General features: G+C 36.5%; 16 protein-coding genes and 1 pseudogene. 5 read left to right on the forward strand and 12 right to left on the reverse strand.

The features are described 5' to 3' along the window. Nucleotides 1–66: 66 nt before the first annotated feature. The 6 genes and pseudogenes from DIT68_RS09025 to DIT68_RS09050 all read right to left on the reverse strand — a co-directional run bounded on the left by DIT68_RS09025 (nt 67) and on the right by DIT68_RS09050 (nt 6,161). Nucleotides 67–1,149, reverse strand: coding sequence for an NADH:flavin oxidoreductase (locus DIT68_RS09025; RefSeq protein ID WP_109359474.1), 1,083 nt, complete (start codon nt 1,147–1,149; stop codon nt 67–69). Between the two features lie 94 nt (nt 1,150–1,243). After that, complete coding sequence (gene chrA, locus DIT68_RS09030) at nt 1,244–2,353, reverse strand: chromate efflux transporter (protein WP_109359475.1); 1,110 nt, start codon at nt 2,351–2,353, stop codon at nt 1,244–1,246. Nucleotides 2,354–2,440: 87 nt separating this feature from the next. Continuing rightward, entirely contained in the window at nt 2,441–3,259 is an 819-nt protein-coding gene (locus DIT68_RS09035) for an AraC family transcriptional regulator (protein ID WP_109359476.1), read from the reverse strand. Between the two features lie 240 nt (nt 3,260–3,499). Further along, a pseudogene (locus tag DIT68_RS16555) lies at nt 3,500–3,730 on the reverse strand (VF530 family protein); the annotation flags it as partial. A gap of 344 nt (nt 3,731–4,074) precedes the next feature. Continuing rightward, nucleotides 4,075–4,926, reverse strand: coding sequence for a DsbA family oxidoreductase (locus tag DIT68_RS09045; protein WP_233244179.1), 852 nt, complete (start codon nt 4,924–4,926; stop codon nt 4,075–4,077). A 434-nt stretch (nt 4,927–5,360) separates the two neighbouring features. After that, on the reverse strand, nt 5,361–6,161 hold the full coding sequence (locus DIT68_RS09050; protein ID WP_146194173.1) for a DUF6567 family protein: 801 nt from the start codon (nt 6,159–6,161) through the stop codon (nt 5,361–5,363). An 80-nt stretch (nt 6,162–6,241) separates the two neighbouring features. Between DIT68_RS09050 and DIT68_RS09055 the strand changes: the two genes are divergently transcribed. Further along, nucleotides 6,242–6,958 (forward strand): head GIN domain-containing protein, encoded by a 717-nt coding sequence (locus DIT68_RS09055; protein WP_109359479.1) that lies wholly within the window; start codon nt 6,242–6,244, stop codon nt 6,956–6,958. Between the two features lie 480 nt (nt 6,959–7,438). Here DIT68_RS09055 and DIT68_RS09060 read toward each other — a convergent pair whose 3' ends face one another. The 6 genes from DIT68_RS09060 to DIT68_RS09085 form a co-directional block, all read right to left on the reverse strand. Beyond that, on the reverse strand, nt 7,439–8,149 hold the full coding sequence (locus DIT68_RS09060; RefSeq protein WP_109359480.1) for an AAA family ATPase: 711 nt from the start codon (nt 8,147–8,149) through the stop codon (nt 7,439–7,441). A gap of 352 nt (nt 8,150–8,501) precedes the next feature. Next, complete coding sequence (locus tag DIT68_RS09065) at nt 8,502–8,921, reverse strand: DUF3010 family protein (RefSeq protein WP_109359481.1); 420 nt, start codon at nt 8,919–8,921, stop codon at nt 8,502–8,504. 100 nt (nt 8,922–9,021) lie between these two features. Continuing rightward, the gene (locus DIT68_RS09070; protein WP_317133896.1) at nt 9,022–10,230 is read right to left on the reverse strand and encodes a glycosyltransferase; all 1,209 of its coding nucleotides are present in this window, start codon (nt 10,228–10,230) and stop codon (nt 9,022–9,024) included. A 647-nt stretch (nt 10,231–10,877) separates the two neighbouring features. Further along, entirely contained in the window at nt 10,878–12,275 is a 1,398-nt protein-coding gene (locus DIT68_RS09075; RefSeq protein WP_109359483.1) for an MFS transporter, read from the reverse strand. Nucleotides 12,276–12,284: 9 nt separating this feature from the next. Next, on the reverse strand, nt 12,285–14,288 hold the full coding sequence (locus DIT68_RS09080) for an alpha-ketoacid dehydrogenase subunit alpha/beta (protein ID WP_109359484.1): 2,004 nt from the start codon (nt 14,286–14,288) through the stop codon (nt 12,285–12,287). A gap of 737 nt (nt 14,289–15,025) precedes the next feature. Beyond that, the gene (locus DIT68_RS09085) at nt 15,026–16,957 is read right to left on the reverse strand and encodes a Na+/H+ antiporter NhaC family protein (protein ID WP_109359485.1); all 1,932 of its coding nucleotides are present in this window, start codon (nt 16,955–16,957) and stop codon (nt 15,026–15,028) included. Nucleotides 16,958–17,097: 140 nt separating this feature from the next. On the opposite strand from DIT68_RS09085, the gene guaB reads away from it, so the two are divergent. The 4 genes from guaB to DIT68_RS09105 all read left to right on the forward strand — a co-directional run bounded on the left by guaB (nt 17,098) and on the right by DIT68_RS09105 (nt 22,820). Then, nucleotides 17,098–18,570, forward strand: coding sequence for an IMP dehydrogenase (gene guaB / locus DIT68_RS09090; protein WP_109359486.1), 1,473 nt, complete (start codon nt 17,098–17,100; stop codon nt 18,568–18,570). Nucleotides 18,571–18,663: 93 nt separating this feature from the next. Next, complete coding sequence (locus tag DIT68_RS09095; protein WP_109359487.1) at nt 18,664–20,631, forward strand: peptidylprolyl isomerase; 1,968 nt, start codon at nt 18,664–18,666, stop codon at nt 20,629–20,631. Next, on the forward strand, nt 20,624–21,481 hold the full coding sequence (locus DIT68_RS09100; RefSeq protein WP_109359488.1) for a hypothetical protein: 858 nt from the start codon (nt 20,624–20,626) through the stop codon (nt 21,479–21,481). The genes DIT68_RS09095 and DIT68_RS09100 overlap by 8 nt, the downstream gene beginning before the upstream one ends. Further along, complete coding sequence (locus DIT68_RS09105; RefSeq protein WP_109359489.1) at nt 21,447–22,820, forward strand: peptidylprolyl isomerase; 1,374 nt, start codon at nt 21,447–21,449, stop codon at nt 22,818–22,820. Before DIT68_RS09100 ends, DIT68_RS09105 begins: the two co-directional genes overlap by 35 nt. The last annotated feature ends 19 nt before the right edge of the window (nt 22,821–22,839 follow it).

Raw genomic sequence — 22,839 nt, forward strand, 5'->3', positions numbered from 1 at the left:
TGTATTAAACAATTACGAATTTAATCAATCTGGAAGAATCAATTTGAAACTACACATTCTTAGTAATTATTTCTCTTCCACAAATCCATCCCAACGCTTCATGTAATGTATAAAATCTTCCCCTAGTCCTTCTTGTTTTAAGTAATCCTCCGATACTGGAGTTTTTACGGGTTCAAAATTCGGATTTTCTATAACTTTCTTCGCAAAATCATGGTGTAAAATAGCCGATTGACCAATGGAAACGAAGTCGATTCCTGAAGATAGCGCTTGATGAACATCTTGACCATTTTTGATTTTTCCAGCAACTGTTAATTTGATATTCCCATAATCAAGCTCTATAAAATGATCCATTAAAGATTGATCTTGATACTCTTCCACTTCGGGCATTTTGAAAACATCCCACAAAGAAATATCTAAAAAATCAATTTTATCTTCTTTAATAAAACGTTGACAAACTTCTTTCACTTCTAATAAATCCATTCCAAATCTTTCTGGAGAAAGTCTGACACCCAACAAAAACTCTTCTCCGCATGACTTCCTTATTCCTTCAACAATTTCAAATAAAAGGCGAGATCGATTTTCTAGGCTCCCACCATATTCATCCGTTCTGTAGTTGATTTCAGCACTTAAAAACTGTGTAAGAATATAACCATGTGCGCCATGAACCTCCACTCCATCATAACCTGCTTTCTTTGCACGAATGGCAGCATCTATGAAATCTATTTTTAATTGCTCAACTTCTTTGGCACTTAATGCTCTCGCACCCGTTTTTTCATTGACAGAAGGACAAACAGGAGCTTCACCGATTAACTCCTTAGGCGTTCGCATTCCTGCATGATGAAGCTGAACCACAGCTAAACTTCCATGCGATTTTATTTCAGCTGCCAATTTTCTATGACCTTCAATATGCTTATCTGAGAATATTCCCAATTGTCCTGGAAAACCTTGTCCAATTTTTTGAACATGAGAAGCACAAGTCATAACTAGACCAAACTGTCCTTTTGCTCGCATAGACAACCAATTAAATTCGTCATCAGAAAGCGTTCCGTCTTCATGACTTTGCGTATTGGTCATAGGTGCCAACATGAATCTATTTTTCATTATTGAACCATTTTTAAATTGAACTGGAGTTTCTGGAGAATTTTTCATTTGAAATTTATTTGAGCTTTAATAAGGTAAGAATAACAAAGCTAAAAATCTTTTGTTTAATCTCAACAATACTTCAAATTGAAGAATTAAGCTTTTAGATAAGACTCAAGACAAATCCGAGTAAAGCGCCCCCTATTACGATAAAAGCACTGTTCATTTTCTTAAAAACGAAAACACTAACTATGCTTGAAACAGCGATTAAAATCGTTTTCCAATCTGTAAGCGTATCTTTCCCCATTTCCACGCAAACAGCAACAATAACCGCTACTGCGGCAATATTTACGGCATTCAAAAACGCAGCCATCATTTTAGATTTACGCATACGAGGAATAAGCGGATTGAGAATACTTACGAAGACAAAAGACGGAAGAAAAATTCCAACAGTGGCGGCCACTGCACCCCAAAAACCGCCCATTTGCCAACCAATAAATGTGGCTGTCGATAAAACTGGACCAGGAGTAAATTGGCCCACCGCAACGGCGTCAATCAACTGTTGACGGGTGAGCATTCCTGTGTTCACTAACTCAGCATCTAAAAAAGCAAACAATACATAACCACTCCCATAGAGCAAAGCGCCGACCTTTAGGAATATCCATAGCATTTTAAAAACGCCAGTCGAAAAAGCTACTTGCAGCAAAATAAGCGGTGCAATACTGTACAGCTTATCCTTTGGTTTTCGAACAAAATACAATGCCAACCCCAGAAATCCACAAGCAAATAAGGCTATAATTTCGTTAAGTCCGAGCAAACAAGCTATTAATGTAAGTCCTCCTAAAATCCCCAGTTCAATGTTCTTCAAGGCTTTTTTTCCTAATCGGTAAACAGCACCTAAAATAATGGCAATAACAGCAGGTTTTATTCCATAAATAAAAGGTTCAACTTTCGGCATTTGGCCGTATTGCTGATACAAATAAGCCAGAACCATTGTAATTACAACTGCGGGAAATACGAAACAAACTCCGGCAACGATCAAACCCTTCCACCCTGCTCTTTCATGACCACAATGCATTGTCATCTCTGTGGAGTTTGGGCCTGGAATTAGGTTAGTTGCTCCTACCATATCCAAAAAATGCTGTTGCGTCATCCATTTCCGTTTTTTCACTACTTCATCCTCCATCATCGCAATATGAGCAGCAGGCCCACCAAAGGCTATACTTCCCAATTTGAAAAACAATTGTGCCACTTCCTTTAACCGACTATTCATTTTGATGTGCTATTTTTTAATGTGATACAGCAAAACTATACAATAACACTCCAAAAAGATGGTCTATATGAAAATACAATGGTACGGTCAGTTGTTTTCTTTACGGAATGCGAGCGGTGTTTTAGTTACGTGCCGCTTGAAGTATTTTGAGAAATGAGAATTATCCTTAAAATCCAGTTGGAGAGATATTTCATTCACTGTAAAATCTGTGTAAAGCAGCAGCCGTTTTGCTTCGCTAATTATGTGTTCTGACAAAATTTCGGAAGCGGATTGCCCTTTTTCCTTTCTACAAATCGCATTTAAATTTTGAGGTGTAGTATTCAAAAGAGCAGCAAAATAACTGACTTTATTGGTTAATTTATTTTCTTGGTTTAATAAATCAATATAAGCCTGAAAAATAGAATTATTCCCATTTTTAGGAACTTTATACACTACCGATTCTAGTAGTTTGGCCAGTAGCGCTTTGAGTAATCCATCGCTTATTAGTCGATTTGAATCTTTATTTCTGGAAAACTCTTTTAATAAAAGCGTGTAAATCTCCATAGCTGAATCGTCTTGGGGAAACAAGCAGTTATGGAAACTGAGATTAGAAATCAATCTTTTTACGTCCTTATCTAAGCAATTCTCGATGAATGACTTTTTAATGATCAAAACAAATCCTTCCGGCTCTTTAGTGATGTCCCAAAAATGAACTTGTTCTTTGCGAATGGTAAACACAATAGGTGGTTTTATTGCGTATTGCTTAGTATCAATCGTATGAAATCCCGCACCTTTTGTGAGGTAAATAATTTCGAAATAACTATTGTGTTTGTGCGGTGTTGTTTTACGAATGTGCTTTCTGAACGGAGCAAGTTTAATTCCTTCAGCTGTATTGGATCTATCTTTAACCTCAAGTTCGATTCTCATTTCATTGAAATTTCAATTGCATTATCAAAAAGCACCTATTTCTTTCATTCAAAACAATCTTACTTCCATCAATACCCTGAAAGCAGAAGGCAAGCAAGCTTATTTTTTGTAAACGTACTTAGTGTTATTCTGCGCTGGAGCTGATTCTTTTGGCTTAGGGTTTGTCTTAGGCTTTGAAATCTTCTTTTTTACGGCCTTAACATTTTCTCCTCTCACCATTCCTTCTCCACCATTGAATCTTTTTAAATTTTTCAGATAAAGTTGTTCTACCTTATCTCTTGCCCAAGGCGTTTTCCTTAGAAAGTTTAAACTTGACTTTTTCGTTGGATTATTCTGAAAGCAATTGATTTTGATTCGATCTCCCAAAGCTTCCCAACCGTAATGGTCAACTAGAGTATCTAAAATCGTGGCTAACTTAACGCCATGAAGCGGATTATTGGGTTGCTCTTGAGTTTTATTTTCTTCTTCCATGTATTTAGTAAATGAATAATTTTAAAGTAAAATACCCTTTCTCAAATCTATTAATTTTCTTAGCTATTTCGCTACAGGACGAAAATATATCAAGAATAGCATCGGGTTTAAATTACTTTTTTGCGCTCATCCTCTTAATTTTTAACCGCCTGTTTCCTTTCAGCTACTCCTAAGAAAGCTACTTTGCTAAAGTAAGAAAATCATATCAAACTTAAAACTTTGCTTAAATGTCTGAAGGAGTTGTAATACATAAATCTTAAACAAAAAAACCTGAAAACGAAATTCTCGTCTTCAGGTTAATATTGTTTTCAAATCCTGATTAAGGATTAAGCACAAAGCGCTATTTAGTCACAAATTCCATCTGGTGTGCAGCTTTGACCTTGTGTTATTTCTAATTTAGAAACGGGGTTAAGCTTTCTCCATTCTGTATATGCTTTTTCCAAGTTTTGCGTGAAGGCTTGAGCAGGTTGTGCACCAGAAACGGCATATTTTCTGTCCATCACAAAAAATGGAACACCTTGAACTCCAACCTGGCGCGCTTCTTGAATATCTGCTTTTACAAGATCTTCGTATTTTTTATCGCTTAAAGCCGTTTGAACTTCAGACTTTTCTAACCCGATTTCTTTTCCTAAAGCGACAAGAGTTGCTTGGTCTGCAATATTCTCTCCATCAGTAAAAAACGCACGAAACAAAACCTCCTCTGCCTCACTTCCCAAGCCTTTGGCTTTGGCAAATTGCAATAATTTATGGGCATTTAAGGAATTTACCATTACCGATTTATCAAAATTGTACTCCAAGCCCACTTGTTTTGCCGATGCAGTAACATTGTCCAACATCCCTTTCACCTGTTCCTTGGCCATCCCCTTGTTTATCACAAGATATTCTGCGTAACTCTCTTTAGCTACTTCGGGAATGCTTGAATCTAATTGAAAACTTTTCCAAACCACATCGATGTATTCTTTATCTGCAAACTGTGCTAAAGCAGTTTCAAAATTTCTTTTTCCGATATAGCAAAAAGGACACATCACATCACTCCAAATCTCTACTTTCATTTTATTTTCCATATTCGTTGCTTTAATTTGTTTTGTCTCTTCCAGTTTTTGTGGCTTATTTTCTTCGGACTGAGCACATGATAGAAAGCTAAAGCCGAATAAAGCCAGAAACCAAAAAGCAGACTGTATTGATATCTTATTCATATAAATATATTTTCAGATTGTTTTAATTAAAATTAATCAACTTCAAACCTACGGCAAATAAATTGATTTCACCTCATGACTTTCATGTTGGAAACTACCTAGACACTTTGAAATCTTTAGTCTAATAAAATTCTCAAATAAAGCATTCTTATAAATGGCCTCCTTGGTTTCTGATTTTATTTGCGAACGACATGTAAGACCAAGGTATAAGCAAAAAAGAGCTAGGTGTTTTGATTTTTTAATCTTACTTCTGGAGATAAACACACAGAAAGATCAGCAGCGCACCACAACTGTCATCCTTACAAGAGCTGAAAATTAAGATTTTCAAATCTGGAAGGGTCTGACCAAGTTAAAGAGAGTACTTTTTATGGTAGCATATTAAATAGCTGGTAAAGTCCCCGATAAGCATTTATTTTAATCAATTATCCAACATTTCACTTCGTTTCAGAATGAGGTCTTAGCGTTAATCTATCATAGGTAACAAAGAAGAATATGGGAACATCATCAATATTATATTCTACCAAAGCCCCTTTTTGCCCAAAGGCGAAAATTTTTCCGAAGCGTTTAACTGTTCTATCCACACCATTGTCATCTACAATATCGTCTTCATAAAAAACTTCTGAGCCAATATTGAATTTTGTTTCTACTCCGGATTTGCTTTTTGTTCTAAAAAATAACTTTCTTTTGGGCACACGTCTAATGAGCATTCGATCGCGGACACTTGTTACCAATACTTTTGCCTGAGTACGGCCATAACCCACTATTTTCCCCAACTTATATTCCCCTTGGTATTTAAAATAAACCACCTCGTTGTAATCATTATACCCTTCCTTAGCTACCATTGTAGATCCTAAAGGAAAACTCTGTGATTCTGATTTTGCAATTGCACTGGTATTAAAGTCAATAATATCTGCTGAGACAACAACTTTATTTTTTGAAACCACTGGAAAAAAAGAACGCTTAAAATCTACCGAAACATTGGCCAACGCCTGTCCCGCTTTCAATGGATAGTTTTTGTACAAATTTCTTTTGGCTTCAAGAACTAAGGCGTCTGTGGCAACTCCACCGAGACCAAAGACCTTAAATGTTTCCGATGTTCCAACGGCATAATCTACAACCTTGAAATTGGCATCGCTTAATGCTGCATTTCCTGTCATTACACCAGAATGAAAAGCACAAGAGTTTAGAAATGTAGCGAAAACGCAGAAGGATAATAAACGAATTAAGTTTTTCATAGTAGGATTACTTTGCTTTTTGATCTGTTCTTATTCCTTGTGAATATACTAATTCTAAATCTTCTTACTATCTTCATGGCATGAAAAATTCAATTTTATATTTAAGTGTACTTACGATTTTCCTTTTAAGCTCTTGTGGAAATTATGATTCCGGCCCAAAAACCTCAAAATCTTTTCCAGTTTCTGAATTTTCAACGCTGGAGTTAGAAGTGGTTGGTGAGATTTATTTCGAACAATCGGATAGTTTTTACATGCATGTTGAAGGCGGTGCAAATCTCATTGAAGATTTAAAGGTTTCAAGCGGTGATGATGAGCTTGAAATAGAATTACGAAACAAGGATAAATACACCGAAAAGAAAAACGAACTAAAAATTATAGTGGGCTCACCTCATCTTTCAAATGTTATTTTTAATAGTGTGGGTTCTTTATACATTGAAAAGAACTTTAAAGGAGACGAACTGAATGTTGAAAATAATGGAGTGGGCGAAATTAAAATAAATGATGCCCATGTAACGACCATAAATTTAATTTCGAAGGCGGTTGGAACCATTGAAGCCAAAGGAACAGCTGTGAATGCTTTTGTTAGTTCAAATGGAGTTGGAGAAATTGACAGCAGAGACCTTAAATCTAAAAAGGCAGTTGTAGAATGCGACGGAATTGGAAACCTAAAGGTTCATGCTTCTGAAAGCATAGATATTTCAATTTCTGGAGTTGGGAATGTTGATTTTTATGGGAACCCTTCAGATGTAACCACTAATATTTCGGGTTTAGGGAAAGCGAAGAATATGGATAAGTAATTAGTGTTTGAACGGAAACACAGCAAAATTAAAAACAGTTCTTTTTATAAAACTCGTTTGTTTCCGAGCAACCAATAATTAGATTTTGTGGTTACCCGCTATCACACCAGTTATATATAATAGTAATAACTAGCTATAAACTATGACTTTGAAGCCAAATTAATTTTTAACGATAATCAAAAAGAGTTTCCTCAGTCGTTAAACTCCTTCTGAATGACAGGTGTTTTATATTATAGATTGGGGAAATTTCCCGAAGCGAAGCTTCAGCAAATTTCCCCACCTAACTATGCTATCGATTGTCATTCCGAAAATACCTAGTATTGGGGAATCTATTTTGTTGTTTAGAAAATCTTCAATAAGTCATCTTAAGCTAAACTCAAAGATTTTAAATTGAAATTAGTGGTAACTTTAGGTGGAGTCAATTAGATTTAACATGGAAAGACCAACTCAAAAAAGTTGGTCTTTTTGTTTCTTTGTATTTTAGACTTTTTCTTTCTCTAAGTTTTTTATCAAAAGCGACTTTACCTCTGTGTTGACATAGTCCTTTGCCTCGGCAAATGAAATTCCGTAGACTCTTTTGATGTTTCGCAATTCCTCTGGAAAAGCAGAAAGTAATTGATCATAGTATGAGTCCAAGGTTTCTTGATTAGGCATTTCAAAATCTATGTGTAATTGAAATCTTCTCATCAAAGCAGAATCTATAATTTCTGGATGATTGGTTGCACAAATCAATACTGCATCCTTGGGGTAATAATCCATCAACTGAATAATGGTGTTCACCAATCTTCTCATTTCACCAACATCTTTATCACTGTCCTCACGGGCTTTTCCGATTTGATCAAATTCATCCAAAAATAGAACAGATTTATCTCTACCTGCTTTATCGAAAACCAATTTTATATTTTGAGAAGTTTCTCCAATTCTTGAACAAACAATATTACTCAAATTAAGAATCAAGATTTTCTTTCCTAGCGCATGAGCAATGGCTTTTGCCGTCGTCGTCTTTCCACATCCAGAACTTCCTTGAAGCAGTACTTTATTGTTGACAGGTAAATTGTATTTTGTGAGTTCATCTACATATTTATACTCTCTAATCAGTTGTTGAATCTGGCTTTGACTCTCTGGATTGAGGAAAACATCTGCTAAAGCAACGATTTCTTTGTCTCGAATTACAAGGTCATGAATATCCATGGTGAAATAAATTTGAGTGCAAAGATACGAATTAGAGGAATAATGATTAATGGTTAAGGTCTAATTATTAACGTGGTTTTTTTCGGGGGTTGCGCTGTAATGGAACGCGGAATAATGATTAATGTTTAAGGTTTAATTATTAACGTGGTTTGCGCTGTAATGGAACGCGGATTTTGACGGATTTTGTTTTTCTAAAAATAGTAATAAAAAAATCTGCGAGTATCAGCGTTGCTTCTTGAAGCACCTGCGTCATCCGCGTTCCGTTATCCCAACCGAATCAACCCGTTTGAGTCGCACCAATCGTAAATTATAATTGAAGATTAACTGCGTTGAGAACTAAAGCCGTTCGTAATTACTTTTTTTCTCTTTCCAAAAGGTAAAAAGCTAAATCGTTCGACGCCTTTTGGTACGCATATTTTGGACTAAACGAATTCTCATTCTTCTTATAAAAAGCGCGCAATGTTGGAGGAGCCACAAACTGAATATCCACCTTGGTGTACATTTGAATCAATCCTTCGATTTTAAAAGAAATAGGTGAAGCAGCAAAATTACCTTTAGTTCCTCTTTTAATTATTCCTATTTCATCAAAAGAGTTTCTCTCCAGAAAAGCGTGTATAGTTTCAAAGACATTCTGAACTTCTTTGGAATCCAAATGATCTTTTAATTGAACTTTCTTCAATTTATCTGAGATCTCGAAAATTCCAGACTCCGTTTTTTCCAGTCCGCTAAAAATTGCTGTGCTTCCTTCTATTGATATTCCTAATGCTTTCATTTAATGTTATTCTAATTTGAATTCACAATATAAGCATTGTATTTTTCAAACCACGGCACTATTCAATATTGATAGTGACCGTGGAATGCAACTTTATGTTTTACGTAATCACAGTTTCCGCCGGACTCCTTGTCAACCATCCTCTTCTACTGGCTGTTAGAATAGCATAAGGAGTTATCCAGAAAAGCGTAAACAGGTAAAAAATATTGTAAGTAAAAATCCATAATGAATGCCTTTTACTATATTTTATCGCATAATACATCGCTGGAATCAGAGAGAATAATGCAATACTAATTATCGTAGAACTGATGAATAAGAGAGGGTACATTACCAGACTAATGAGCATGATGATTAAAGAAGGATAAGCTGTTAAAATCGACAACCACTGATTGGTTAACAAAATTCTTGGGCTTGTTTTATTCCCACTCCTGAAGTCTTTAAATGCAAATTTTGTCATCATGATATTCTCGCGTACATTACTTCTTTCCCACCTTGTAAACATTTTCCTTAAAACACTGTAATTTTCTGGAATATTGGTTGCTACGCTGGCATTACTTTGGAACATAGTATCATATCCTTGTTTCAAAATCATATTTGTCATCGCTCTATCTTCTCCAATATCCGTATTGACTCCCATAAAAGTCTGGTTTATCCATTCTTCCAGACAACTCATTACAGCCTCTTTTTTATAAGCAGACAGTGCTCCTGGAGTGCATAAAACGCTTTTCATGTTTCCTTGAGCCGCACGAATAAACCCAAAACTATACGCAAAACTTACATTCAGCATTTTTGGAATAATTGCTTTTTTCGCATTTTGAATTTTGACATTTCCTGCTACTGCTCCACATTTCGGGTTCACAACAAAAGGAGAAACCAAGTTCCTTAATGTATTCCCATAAATTAAAGAATCACTATCGATTGTTACCATCACATCTCCAGTTGCGATTTTGAATCCTCTGTAAAGCGCATGTCTTTTACCTTTGTTTTCTGGTTGTTGATAGATAGACAAGAACTCTCCTAGTTCCGAATTTGCTTTTTGCATCCATTCCCAAGTATCGTCTTTACTTCCATCATCAATAGCAATCAGCTGAATTTTATCTTTAGGATAGTTGCTCTTGGCAATACTTTTTAAGGTATCAAAAACGAAAGCTCCCTCGTTATATGCAGGAACGATAATTGTTAGATTTGGCAGTTCTTTATCTCTAACAGATTGAACTGGCTTATATTTTAAAAAGTTCACCAATAAGAAAATGAAAAACAAAATTTTGAAAGTCAAAATTGAAACCGTGAAATAAAAAAGTACGCTCACGAATGTCGAATTAAATCGAAGCTTTCTTATTTCTGAGAACTGATCTTGGAAATGAAATAAAATAAATCCAGATCCCACAATTATTAATAAAGTATTAATTAAAATACTGTAATCTAAAAACGAGAAAACTGTCTTCGTTTTTAATTTGTTTATTTTTCTTACGACCATAACTTAAAGTGTTGAAAAGTGAATAATATAAATTTGTGTAGTACTTGGTTCAACTAAAAACCTATGCTAACATAAATCATATATCTCACTCATGCCGTGGTCTATAACAAATTTTGGCCTCTGGTAACATTCGTTAACTTTTAAGAAAACGCATAAAAACCTCAATATTTTTATCACTCAAAAGACTTGTTTACAAGGAGTATGAATAGAAAAACATAAAGGTAAAACGGCGAAAACAAAAGAATTTTGATAACATAAATTAAGAATTGTGTTTTGGGAAAATGATAGGGTTCTTTTGGTGAAAATCCAACATATACGTTTGAAGAAATTGAGAATTGGTTTGGCTAAAGTTAAAACGAAAAACACCAATTAATCTTCTAAAAGTGAAAACTCAAAAGAATCACAAAATTTGTAATTTAACCCAACGCTCCATTTGGAAACTAAGCGATATCGAAGTTTCCTCCCCTCTCCTACCGATTTTAATCCGCATTTTCCTTCTCCGCCAACTTCCTCAATCGACTAGCGCTCAAAACCTTCCTTCCTTTCTCACTTTCCTTTCTGGGAACAAAGATCAACAACACCAATCCTACAGCGAAAAATGCGACAATTGAAAGAACGGACGCTCTTAAATCTCCAGTTAGGTATTCCATTAATCCGAAGAAAAATAAACCAAGAACAATTCCGATTTTTTCTGCTACATCATAGAATGAAAAATAAGAAGTCGTGTCTTCTGTCGTTGGCAAAAACTTGGAATAAGTTGAACGAGAAAGCGCTTGAACTCCTCCCATCACTATTCCTATTCCGGCGGCTAAAAAGTAAAATTCAGTTGGAGATTCTAACCAATAGGCCCAAATACATAAAGTCATCCAGCCCATCACTACGAAAATTAAGGTTTTTAGGTTTCCTATTAAACTTGAAATGAAAGACATCAAATAAGCTCCTCCCGCCCCTAAAATTTGAATTAACAAAATGGCAATGATTAATCCTGTATCTCCTCCAGCTGCTCCCCAGTCAATTTCTTTTTTGGCGAAAACAACTGCCATCAACATTACGGTTTGAACTCCTGTATTGAAAAAGAAAAACGAAAGTAAATAGCGCTGAAGTCTTTTGGTTTGACGAAATTCCTTAAAGACTGACTTTAATTCTTGAACTCCTTTAAAAATATATCCTGTTTTTACATCACGTTTATGGATGTTATAAGGTAATCTTCGAAAAGTAACTTGGGCAAATCCCATCCACCATAAACCTACTAATATGAAACTATATTTGGTGTAAGCAGGATCGATAAACATGATGATGGACAAACAAATCACCAATAAAATCATACTTCCGAAATAGCCCATTGAGAATCCTCTCGCTGAAATATTATCATGGTATTTTGGTTCTGCAATTTCTGGAAGGTAGGCATTGTAGAACACCAAACTATTCCAGAAACCAATACTGGCAAGGAAGATAGATAACATTCCCCATTCGATATTGGCGGGATTAAACCAAAACAAAGAAATACTAGAAAGCGCTCCTAAATAACAGAAAAACTGCAGAAAACGCTTCTTACTTCCTGTTACATCGGCTATTCCTGATAATAAAGGAGACAGAATACTAACCACTAAAAATGACGCCGCCAGGACATAAGAAAACAAAACAGAATTGGACAATGTAATTCCAAAAAAGTCTACCATCACATTTTCGTCTGGCAGCAATTCATTTCTTCCTACTGTTTTTAAATAGTGGCTTTCTGTAACATTTGCATAGAAAACTGGAAATATAGCGGAGGATATCACTAAATTATAGACTGAATTTGCCCAGTCATAAAAGATCCATCCTTTTATCACACGTTGATCTGATTTCGTCGAGGTCTGCGCCGTTCCTTTATCCATCGGGTATTTTTAGTAAGCTAATAGCTCTTTTAACACTGTTTCAAAACGAGCATTCGCTAGGAAGTTTTTCTCTAAATCTGCATCAAATGGAATGGGTGTATTTAAAGAGGCTACTCTGCGAACTGGTGCATCTAAATACTCAAAACAAGCTTCGTTGATTTGAGTTACAATCTCTGCTCCTATTCCACCGATTTCAACATCTTCATGTAAAACAATTACTTTTCCCGTCTTTTTAACCGATTCAATCACTGTTTCCATATCCAATGGCGCTAGAGTTCTTAAATCAATCAAATCTGCAGAAATCGAAGTGTCGTTTTCTAAAGTTTCCAAAGCCCAGTGAACTCCCAAGCCGTAAGTTACAATCGTAACATCGTTCCCTTCTTTTAAAACAGCCGCTTTCCCGATTTCAGTTGTGTAGTAATCATCATAGATTTCCTCTTTCAAGCTGCGGTAAAGAAATTTGTGTTCAAAGAATAAAACAGGATTTGGATCTTCAATAGCTGCTGCCAATAATCCTTTTGCATCTCCTGGGAATGCCGGATAAACAATTTTTAATCCTGGTGTATGGAAAAACCAAGCTTCTGTACTTTGTGAATGGAAAGGCCCTGCAGCTACTCCAGCACCCGTAGGCATTCTGACTACCACATCAGCATTTTGTCCCCAACGCCAATGTAATTTCGCTAAATTATTCACGATTTGGTTAAACCCAACCGTTACGAAATCAGAGAATTGCATTTCTACCATTGCTTTCATTCCAGCGATAGACAAACCAAGTCCTGCTCCTATAATTGCAGATTCACACAAAGGTGTGTTTCGCACTCTGTCTTTTCCGAATTGTTCAACAAATCCTTCTGTAACTTTAAAAACACCGCCATAATCGCCAATGTCTTGTCCCATCAAAACCAATTCTGGATAGCGTTCCATGGATTGTCTCAAACCGTCAGAAACAGCATCAACCAATCGTTTTTCGCTTTTATTTTGTGATTCAGGTGCCACAACCACTTGATTGTGCTCCTTGAATAAATCTTTAATTTCTATTTCCGTATCTGGAACAATTTTAGGCTCTGCTCCTGCTACATCTAATCCATTTTGAATTTCAGCTTTGATTTCTTTAGAAAACTTAGCAATCATTTCATCTGTCAGCAAGCCTTCTTCTTTAAGGAAAAGCTCGTAATTTACAACAGGATCTTTCTTATTCCATTCATCTTGAATCCCTTCTGGATAATATTTGGTTCCAGAAGCTTCTTCGTGTCCACGCATTCTAAAAGTCAAACATTCCAATAAAAATGGTCTTGGACGTTCACGAATAGATTCAGCGATTTGTTGAACAGAAGTAATCACTTCCAAAATGTTGTTTCCATCAATCTGGTAAGCATCCATTCCATATCCAATTCCTTTGTCTATAAATTGTTTGAATCTGAATTGCTCATTACTTGGCGTTGACAACCCCCATTCGTTGTTTTCGATTGTGAAAATTGTTGGTAATTGCCAAACTGCGGCAACGTTCAACGCTTCATGAAAATCTCCTTCACTTGCTCCACCATCTCCAGAAAAAACCAATGTCGCTTTTTTCTCGTTCTTCAATAAAGAAGAGAGCGCTATTCCATCGGCAATTCCCAACTGTGGACCTAGGTGAGAAATCATTCCCACGATATTATAATCCATTGTTCCAAAGTGGAAAGAACGGTCACGACCTTTTGTAAAACCTGTCATTTTTCCTTGAAATTGAGCAAAAAGTCTTTCCAAAGGAATATCACGTGTTGTGAAAACTCCAAGATTTCTGTGCATAGGAAGAATGACTTCATCTTTTTCCATTGCGAGGGTTGTCCCGACACTAATGGCCTCTTGTCCCCAACCAGAAAACCACTTGGAAATCTTTCCTTGACGCAGAAGAATCAGCATCTTCTCTTCAATTAGGCGGGGCTTAAGTATGCGTTTGTATATATCAACAAGTTCGCTGTCTGAGAACTTTGAACGGTCGTAATCTATGTGTCGTTGCGTTAACGTTTCCATGGTATGAATTTAACTTCTAAAAATTGATGAACAAACATAAGAACAATATGGGAGTTATGGAGATGGAAAGGGATAAAAAAATGAGGAACATGAAAGAATGAGACGGAGATTTTACAGAGGAGTGAAAAGAGTTGAGTAGGGAGCGCCTACGGCAATTATTAATTTCGCGGAGATAAAAGGGAGGTTTTTCACGGAGATTCATGGGGAAAAAAGAAGGGTTTTGGGAGAATTACGCGGAGATTCGCAAAGGTACAGAGATGCGCAGGAGGTGCAGAGATTTGCAGAGGAGAAAAAAGGAAGAGAAGGAAAAACAGAGGGGAATGAGGTGGAATGACGCAGAGAATTTACAGAGGAGTAAAAAGAGTTGAGTAGGGAGCGCCTGCGGCACTTATTAATTTCACGGAGATAAAAGGGAGGTTTTTCACGGAGATTCATGGGGAAGAAAAGAAGAATTTTGGGAGAATTACGCGGAGATTCGCAAAGGTGCAAAGATTCGCAGAGAAGAAAATGAATAAAGAGTGAAATATGCAGGAATTTTGAGATTTTTCATTTAACCCTTTTTATAACACCAAAATCCGTGAAAATCCGCGTTTGAAAATCCGTGTCATCCGCGTGCCAATACAGCGAAAAATTCAGTTTTTCATCTCTACTCCGGAGTTTTCTCCTTACTTTCTCTGCCACTGCGAGATTTCTCTCTTGGTTGTATAAAACCTATTCTCCCCCTTAAAAGCAGCATTCTAAACTTTCTTTCCCACAAAATGGACCACCAAAAACAAAATAGCTATCCCAACGGCGAAGGCAATCAAACTTGGTACTCCAAAAGCTGTAGGGATTACACCAATAAATAAAGCCACAGAACCTACGGTTAAGGCATAGGGCATCTGAGTTCTCACGTGCTGAATATGGTCACATGAAGTAGCTAAACTACTCAAAATGGTAGTATCAGAAATCGGTGAGCAATGATCGCCAAGCACAGAACCAGCCAACACCGATGCAATTGTATTGTACATAATTGCCATTTCAGAGAAATTTGGATCTCCCGCTGCAACTGCAAAGGATAATGGAATCACAAGTGGGTACATTAACGCCATTGTGCTCCAAGAAGAACCGGTTGAAAAGGCGATAAATGCAGACAATACGAATGTTAATGCAGGAATAACCCAAACATGTGAAAAGTCAGAACCAAAGAATGCTTTGAGGTATTCGGCAGTACTCAAACTTTCTGTAACTCCAGCCAATGACCACGCCAAAATTAGAATCACCACTGCTGGCATCATGGTGTTTATTCCAACCAGCATGGCGTCCATCGATTCTTTTAAAGTCATAATTCTTTGAGAAACAGTCATGATGATTGCCGCTGCTAATCCAGCCATAGACGACCAAAGTAGCGCCACATAAGAATCTGCATTTCCAATCACGATTCCTAACTTTCTAAAGAATCCAACCGCCTCTCCTCCTTCTGTTCCAATCGCTGCCCAAGTTCCATTGCTTAAATCTATTCCTTGAGCCAATAATTCAGTATTTGAAGCAGAAATTCCTGTCACCAACAGACCTAAGAAAGTCCCAGAAATCACAATAAATACAGGGATTATCGCATTGTAGGCTTTAATTTTAGCGTTTTTCACAGGATTAAATTCCTCCAATTCACGATTTGTAACCGTATCTGCTGTAATTCCATCTTTTAACGTTTTGATTTCAGCTTTATACATTGGACCGAAATCTCTTTGTTTATAAAGCATGAAAAACACAAAAAACAAAGTGAAAACAGGATAAAAAGAATAAGCCAAAGAGTTGATGAAAATTCCGTAAGCACTTTCAGAAATTACTACACCTTGCTGTATTTCAATTTTCGAAATTCCATCACTAATGTAAGTCAATTCCGCACCTATCCAAGTGGTAATAAATGCAACCGCAGCAATTGGAGCGGCTGTAGAATCAACAATATAGGCTAACTTTTCTCTTGAAATTTTTAATTTGTCTGTAATTGGTCGCATGGTATTTCCCACTACCAAAGTATTTGCATAATCATCAAAAAAGATGGCTAGACCTAAGAAGTAGGCCGTTAACATTCCCGATTTTCTATTGGTGGCGTATTTTATTAATCGGTTCACAACTCCTTGCATTCCGCCATTCTTGGAAATTATAGCGACGATGGAACCAATAATTACAGAAAACAAAATCACCGAAGCATGACCAGAATCGAGTAATGCATTTAAAATATAATGATCTAAAACCGTGAAAAACGCAGCAAAAATCCCAGTAAATCCCCCGCCGTAAAACCCAATTGTAGCTGCACCAATAAAAATCCCAATAAAAAGTGACGAAAGAACTTCTTTGAATATCAACGCAAGAACTATGGCAACCAAAGGAGGTAACAAGGATAGCCATCCAGGAATTACTAATGGCTTCTCATATTCTATGGTTGGATTACTAAATTTAATAATGTCATTTTCCAATTTTACATTCATCACATAACTGTCTCCTGCTTGATGTAATTCCAGTGTATCTTTGTTCAAAATTAAATATTCCAGCTCTACATCCGACTGAACCTGAACGTCTGTGGGTACATTCTTCAAAACTACCTCTGGAAAAATTACGTTTTGGCTAAACCCGGTTTGTCCGGTGCAAAAAAGTGTGATAAAAAGAAATATTAAAACCTTTCTAAGCATGTGTTTTTATGAATTTAGTCACCGAATATAAGAATAATGACAGTTTAACAGATTTTATCATCAGAAAAATGCCAAAAAATCTTGATACTTTTTAATTATTAGTACATTTGTGCGAATTTATTTACAAAAAATAGGTTCATATGGCATTCCGAGATATAAACAAAATTAGAGAAGGATTAACATTCGATGACATCCTGCTTGTCCCAGCATTTTCTGAAGTGCTTCCCCGAAACGTAATTCTTAAAAGTAAAATCACAAAAAACATAACTGTAAACACGCCCGTTGTTTCTGCAGCTATGGACACTGTTACAGAGTCGAGCATGGCAATTGCGATGGCGCAATCTGGTGGTATAGGAGTGATTCACAAAAACATGAGCATTGAAATGCAAGCGCTCGAAGTGAGGAAGGTTAAACGTTCTGAAAGTGGAATGATTATCGACCCAATCACATTGGGAGAAGATGCAATGGTGAAGGATGCCTTAGCTTTAATGAAAGAGAATAAGATTGGGGGTATTCCTGTTGTGGATAAAAACAGAATCTTAAAAGGAATTGTGACCAATCGAGACCTCCGTTTTGAAAAAATCAAAGATAGACCTATTCAAGAAGTAATGACCCAAGAAAATTTGGTAGTTACTACGGAATCAACAGACTTGATGACGGCCGAAGATATTTTACAAGAACATAAAATTGAAAAGCTGCCTGTAGTTGACAAAAACAATAAATTAATTGGTTTAATTACTTACCGAGATATTATAAAAGTAAAACAACACCCTAATTCATGTAAGGACGAATTTGGACGTTTACGTGTTGCAGCAGCAGTTGGTGTAACAGAAGACACTATGGACAGAGTTGACGCTTTGGTTGCTGCTGGAGTGGATGCAATTATTATAGACACCGCCCACGGACATACACAAGGAGTTGTAGAGAAATTAAAAGCTGTAAAAGCAAAACACAAGGAAATTGATGTTGTTGTAGGAAACATAGCTACAGCTGAGGCGGCTAAATTCTTGGTAGAAGCAGGAGCAGATGCTGTAAAAGTAGGTATAGGACCTGGATCAATTTGTACTACACGAATTATTGCAGGAGTTGGTGTTCCGCAAATCACAGCCATCAATGAAGTTGCTGGTGCATTGCAAGGAACTGGAATACCTGTAATTGCAGATGGAGGAATTCGTTACACGGGAGATATCGTAAAAGCAATTGCAGCTGGAGCGGATGTTGTAATGGTAGGATCTATGTTTGCTGGAACAGATGAATCTCCAGGGGACACGATCATTTATCAAGGAAGAAAATTCAAAGCTTACCGCGGAATGGGTTCAATTGAAGCGATGGAAAAAGGCTCTAAAGATCGCTATTTCCAAGACACAGAAGATGACAGTAAGAAACTGGTTCCGGAAGGAATTGCTGGAAGAGTTCCTTATAAAGGACACTTAGAAGAGGTAGTTTATCAAATAGTAGGTGGTTTACGTGCTGGAATGGGTTATTGTGGCGCCCCAACAATTGAGGCATTGCAAGGTGCAGAATTTGTGAGAATAACCAATGCAGGTATGACAGAGTCTCATCCGCATGACGTTGCTATTACAAGAGAAGCTCCAAATTATAGCTTCAAGTAATTCCTAAACACAATAAATTCTGAAGTTTGGGGTTTAACATCTGATTAGATTATTATTTTCGTAACCGTTTAAAAAATAAAAGTATTTAGTATTATGTGTTTGAATAAATTTTTATTGTTAGTTACTGCTCTTTTTGCATTCACCATTTCTGGATGGAGTCAAAAAGGTGGAGATGAAGTTATAATGAAGGTAAATGACGAGGAAGTTACTAAAAGTGAATTTCTCCAGGTTTATTTGAAGAATAATGACAATCCAAAATATGACAAGGAAAGCTTGGATGAATACATGGAACTTTACAAAAAGTTTAAGCTAAAAGTCGCAGAGGCGGAAGCACTTGGTTACGACACAATTCCTTCATTAAAAAAGGAATTGCAAGGATACAAAGAACAATTGGCACTTCCTTACTTAGTAGATTCTAGTAAAACTAAGGAATTACTAGAGGAGGCTTATGACCGAATGAAGCATGAAATAAGAGCTTCTCACATTCTAATTACCGTAAAGCCTGACGCTTCACCATCCGACACTCTTTTAGCCTATAACAAAGCTTTAGCACTAAAAAAACGCATCGATTCTGGTGAGGACTTCGGAACTGTAGCTAGCGGAAAAGATGGTTCGCAAGATCCTTCTGCAAAAATGAATAAAGGAGATTTAGGTTATTTCACGGCTTTCCAAATGGTCTATCCTTTCGAAAGTGCCGCATATAAATTAGAAGTTGGAGAAGTTTCAATGCCTATAAGATCTAGCTTTGGATACCACATCATTAAATTAGCCGACAAAAGAAAAGCGCGCGGTACAATTACAGCGGCACACATCATGGTTGCGCTGAATAAAGATGCAGATCGCTCTGAAATCACGAAAGCGGAGAAAAAAATTGGTGAAATCTATCAAGAATTGCAAGATGGCGAGTCGTTTGAAAAGTTAGCCAGACTCTATTCAGACGACCAAGGATCAAAAGCAAAAGGTGGGCAGCTTCCTCCATTTGGATCTGGTACAAACCAAAGAATGGTAACAGAATTTGAAGATGCTGCTTTTGCTTTACAAAACAATGGCGACTACTCTAAACCTTTCAAAACGGACTATGGTTTTCACATCGTAAAAAGAATTGAATACAAAGCCCTAGGGTCTTTTGATGATTTAAAAACTCAATTACAGCAAAAGCTGAACAGAGGCGATAGAGCAAATCAATCAGAAAAAGCATTCATCGCTAAGTTGAAAGAGGAAAATGATTTTAAAGATAAAGGAGCTAAAAGACTGCCTTGGTTCTATGAAAACATCGACAGTGCAGTATTCAAGAAAAACTGGGAATCTCCTCGCTTGAAGAAAAATAAATGGATGTTCAAATACAACAACAGAAAATATGACATGATAGGCTTCATGAACTATATTGCAGAAAGCAAAAAAGGGAAGCAAATGCCAGTGCGCAATTTTATCGATGAAAAGTACACTGAGTGGCAAGATGCTGAAATCATGAAGGATGAAAAAAATCGTTTGGTCATTAAATATCCGGCATACAAAGCATTGTTGCAAGAATACCATGATGGTGTTTTGTTGTACGAAATTATGAAAGACCAAGTTTGGGACAAAGCAATAAAAGACACCGTAGGATTGCAAGAATTCTTTGAAGCCAATCTAGACAAATACCAATGGCCAAACAGAACGCACGCGGTAATCTACTCTTCAAGTAAAAAACAAATGCTAATGGAGGCAAAACTTTTAAACGATTTGGATACTTTGACTATGTATGACATCTTAAACAAAGTAAATTCAGATTCACAGTTAAATCTAGAAGCTGAAACTGGTAAATACATAGCTTCCGAAAAAGAATTAATTGCCAACAAGGAATTGAAACTTGGAGCAAATGAAATTTTCAAAGAAGGAGATAAATACTATTTAGTCGTTGTAGAAGAAAAACTACCTGCTGGCCCAAAATCATTAAGAGAAGCAAGAGGTGCCGTAATTCAGGCTTACCAAGAACATTTAGAAAACAAATGGTTGAACGAATTGCGTGGTAAACACACAATTACAGTGAACAAAGAAGCATTATACACTATTGGTGAGTAAGCCAAAAACATATCATTTTGAGAAGGTTGTTCTTTGGAGCAGCCTTCTTCTGTTTTTATTTTCCTGTTCTGAAAATGGAGATGCAAAGATCTGTAAGGTCGGCAATCACATATTATACGAGACGGAACTAAACAATAGAATTGATTACTTAAATGATGAACTTTCCTACGAGCAAGCCAAGGAAAAAGTCATTGAAGAATGGATGAATCAGCAGCAAGTTGCATTAGAAATAAAAGAAGTTTCCCCAAAAGTTAAAACAGCAAACGAAATCAGAATTCAAGATGAACTCATGCAATTGAACCTTTTTGAATTGGAAAACACCTTTATCACCAAGAACTTAGACTCCACAATTAGCGACAGTGAAATCCAGGCATATTACGATTCACATCGAGAAAATTATAAAGCAGAATCGTATATTGTAAGAGCGCTTTACATCAAAATCCCGGACACCTTAGCTTCTGCCCTCAACATTGATGAGCACTTCTTGTTAAAGAATGATAAAGACCTGAAGGAAGTTAAAAAAATTGCAAATCTTTACGCCACTAATTTCTATTTTGAAGAGGAAAGATGGATATACTTTGATGATTTAGTTCGAGAAATAAGTATTTCAGCAAACAAAAAAGAAGAGTTAGTGCGCAACCGTGGAAAAGCAATTTTTAAAGAAAACGGAGAGACACATTATATAAATGTACTCGATTTTAGAACAAAATCTATATCTTCACCGATGGAGATTGAAAGGGCAGGTATCCGCAGGCATATCCTAAAAAGAAGGGTGAATAATTTACGAAACAAAGCAAAAGAAACAATATTAGAAAATGTTAAAGAAAAGTATCCTATCACTTATTATTAGTATTGGTTTTACCTTCATTGGAAACTCACAAATCATCTCTAATAGTAATTCATCAGAAAAAGTAATTGATGAAATAGTTGCACAAGTGGGCGACAATCCAATCTTACTTTCCGATGTTGAAGCACAACGCATTCAACTGAAGAGCGAAGGTCGTGAAGTTAACGAGCAAACCAACTGTTTACTGCTAGAAGAGTTGCTATATCAAAACCTCCTATTGAATCAAGCGAAAATTGATAGTATTGAAATGTCTGACGGACAGGTGAATGCAGAAATGGAAAATCGTTTGCGAACGCTAGAGCAGCAGATAGGTAGCCGTGAAAAGCTGGAGCAATTTTATGGTAAAACCTATACTCAAATTAAGGAAGAGTTTCGTGAAATCATTCGAGACAGATTACTTTCGCAAGAAATGGAACGTCAAATAGTTTCAGATCTTGAGGTGAGTCCAAACGAGGTAAAATCATTCTTTAATTCTATACCTGAGGACAGTCTTCCATACATCAATGAAAAAATTTCTATTCAACAAATTGTTATTTACCCAAAAATCACGCAGGAAAGTAGAAATGCTGTAATTGAAAAACTCAACGCTTGGAAAGAAGACTTCAAAGCAGGCAACCGCTCATTTTCCGCAGTTGCAACAATTCACTCTGAAGACCAAGGAAGTGCAAAAGAAGGTGGAAGAATTGAAGCTACTCGAGGAATGATGGTTAAACCTTTTGAGGCAGCCGCGTTCTCTCTTGAGGTGGGTGAGGTATCTGATGTTGTAGAAACGCAATATGGCTATCATATTATTGAATTAATTTCACGAAAAGGAGACGATTATACAGTTAGACATATATTATTATCGCCAGAAGTTGGGCGAAAAGAGTTAAGAGATGCAGCAACATTAATGGATGAATGTCATACCCGATTAAAAAGAAATGAAATTACTTGGGCACAAGCAGTAAAAGAATATTCTGAAGATGACGACACCCGCCAAAATATGGGAAATTTGTCTAACCCCTATAGTGGAGAGCAATATTGGGACGTAGCAAACATCAACCAAATTGACCCTCAGATTTTCGGATTAGTCAATGGTTTAGAAACTGGTGAAATATCAAGTCCAGGTTTGTACACCGATATGCGATCGCGCAAAGAAGGAGTTCGTGTGGTACGAATAAACGACAGAACAGAGCCCCATACGGCAAATTTAAAAGAGGATTACAACTTCATTAAAAAGGCGGCCAAAAACAATAAAAAAGAAGAAATAATAAAGGATTGGGTAGAAAGCAAAGTTGGAAAAACCTACGTGCGTTTTGATGAAAAATATGCACCTTGTGAATTCCGCTATTCTTGGAAATAACCCCATAAAACACTTATCA

This window comes from Brumimicrobium oceani (genome assembly GCF_003143775.1).
In the GTDB taxonomy this organism is placed as follows: domain Bacteria; phylum Bacteroidota; class Bacteroidia; order Flavobacteriales_D; family Crocinitomicaceae; genus Brumimicrobium; species Brumimicrobium oceani.